Below are 1883 nucleotides of genomic sequence, written 5' to 3'. Positions count from 1 at the left end.
AGCGCCTCGCCGGGGCGGTTGGGCGCCAGGTCGTCGTCGGGATGGAGGGTGAGCCGGGCGAGTTCCGCGGGCGTCGGCACCGGTGGCGGGCCGATCGTGACCGGGCCGGTGAGGAAGGGCCCGAGGGCGTGCAGCACTTCCTCCCGGCGGTCCTCGCTCAGCAGGTTGATCCGGGCCGCCTCCCGGTCGTACCAGGCGACATTCCTTCCGTCCTTGTGACAGACGTACAGCCGTTCCTGACCGTGGCGCCAGGTCGGTACGACGCGTAGTCCGCTCATGCGCCATCACCCCTCGACCATGGGAACAGGCGGGGTGCTCAAGGGGCAAGAACCCGGTTACCTTTGTGGCAGTTGCAGGGGCTTGGGGAGGCGCCGTTGCGGACGCGCAGGAAGCAACCCGACGTACCCGCTCCGGACACTCCGTGGAGCGAGATCGTCACCGGTCTGTGGATGGGCGGGCACGAGTTCAGGGGGCGCTCGGGGCAACGGGAGTTCGCGGTGGTGCGGGACGAGTTCGATCTCGTACAGACGCTGCTGCGACTGCCGGGGCACGGGCCCGACACCGGCGTCGAGCACCATGTGTGGCCGATTCCGGACGGGCCGCTGGACGGGACGCAGCTGGCGGGCGTGATGCGGCTGGCCCTGGCCGCGTGCGACGCGCTGGACGACGGGCGGAAGGTCCTCGTCCGCTGCTATCACGGCTACAACAGGTCGGGTCTTGTCGTCGCGCACGCGCTGGTGCGGCGCGGGTACTCCACCGAGGAGGCGATACGGCTGATCCGCGCCCGCCGCTCGCCGTGGGCGCTGCACAACGAACTGTTCGTGGAGTATCTGCGGACGGGACTGTCCACGGCCCGGCTGCTGGAGGAACTCGCCGAGTAATCGTTCCCTCAACCCGCCCGCACACATGAACAAAAAGGACTTCCCTACGAATAGGGTGTACGGGTCCCACACCAGCGCCCCCGCAGGAGCACAGTGCCGTTCAGCCGCCCCACCCGCACCACCGCCGTCGTCGCCCTGCTGCTCGCGACCGCGGTGGCCTGCGGTGACACCGGCGCGCTGCGCGGCGCGGGCGCGACCCCGACGGCGACCAGTCCCGCCCGGCTCTGGCCGAACATGTCGCCCGCCGCCTCTCCCGCCTACGACTTCGACGAGGCCGACACCGAGACCGTCAAGGGCGTCGCCGTCCCCGGGGACGACATCCGCAAGGTGGACCCCATCGCCGTAGTACGGGCGGAGATCGCCGCGAACCCGGCCGACTACGGCGGCTCCAAGGCGCCGTACCGGGGAACGGCCGAGCGGATCGACGACTGCGTGAAGGGCGGGGACCGGAACCGGTGTCCCGTCCTCAAGCCGTACTACCGCGACCTGACCGGCGACGGACACGACGACCTGACGCTCGGCTTCCGGCTGCTGCCCACGAAGATGACCGCCGTGCGGGTCTACACCGTCGAGAAGCACCGGCTCGTGCAGGTCATGGCCAACGACGACGCGGTCAGCGGGGTCGAGCTGGCCGGGCATTCGGTGATCATCCGCTCGCCTTCGGAGCTGGCGGGGTACGAGTACCGCGTGCAGTGGACCTGGGACGCCGACCAGAAGGCGATGCTGCTCACCCACGACGAGTTCCTGCGCACGGGCGGCCGTAAGCACGGTGTCCGCCGCGCGACGCCCACACCCGTACCCTCGGCGACCCCGTGACGAGGCTCGCGCTGCCCCGGTGGGCCGGGACGCTCGCCGTCAAGTCCGCCGCGTTCATCACGGTGATGTGCTGCGCGCTGGCCGCCCTGCTCGGCGTGCTCGTGCATGTGTCGGTGACCGACCGGACCGTGGGCCAGGCCCGCGAACTGGCGCTGGCGCGGCTGCGGACGGCGACGACGCAGTACG

At 70.8% G+C, this 1883-nt stretch carries 2 protein-coding genes and 2 pseudogenes; 3 read left to right on the top strand and 1 reads right to left on the bottom strand.

Annotation, left to right across the window (positions count from 1 at the left end; translation table 11 throughout):
- Positions 1 to 278: pseudogene (locus tag R6V09_RS52140) on the bottom strand (NERD domain-containing protein); the annotation flags it as partial.
- A gap of 96 nt (positions 279 to 374) precedes the next feature.
- Between R6V09_RS52140 and R6V09_RS52135 the strand changes: the two are divergent.
- From R6V09_RS52135 to R6V09_RS52125, 3 genes and pseudogenes are all read left to right on the top strand, one after another.
- The gene (locus R6V09_RS52135) at positions 375 to 881 is read left to right on the top strand and encodes a protein-tyrosine phosphatase family protein (RefSeq protein ID WP_317888402.1); all 507 of its coding nucleotides are present in this window, start codon (positions 375 to 377) and stop codon (positions 879 to 881) included.
- Positions 882 to 974: 93 nt separating this feature from the next.
- Complete coding sequence (locus R6V09_RS52130; protein ID WP_317888401.1) at positions 975 to 1697, top strand: hypothetical protein; 723 nt, start codon at positions 975 to 977, stop codon at positions 1695 to 1697.
- Positions 1694 to 1883 (top strand): annotated as a pseudogene (locus R6V09_RS52125) (two-component sensor histidine kinase); the annotation flags it as partial. The gene R6V09_RS52130 and the pseudogene R6V09_RS52125, both read left to right, overlap by 4 nt.

The organism is Streptomyces sp. W16 (assembly GCF_033194735.1).
GTDB lineage: Bacteria > Actinomycetota > Actinomycetes > Streptomycetales > Streptomycetaceae > Streptomyces.
The sequence above is the reverse complement of the archived record's forward strand: the minus strand, read 5'-3'. Positions and strand labels throughout refer to the sequence as shown.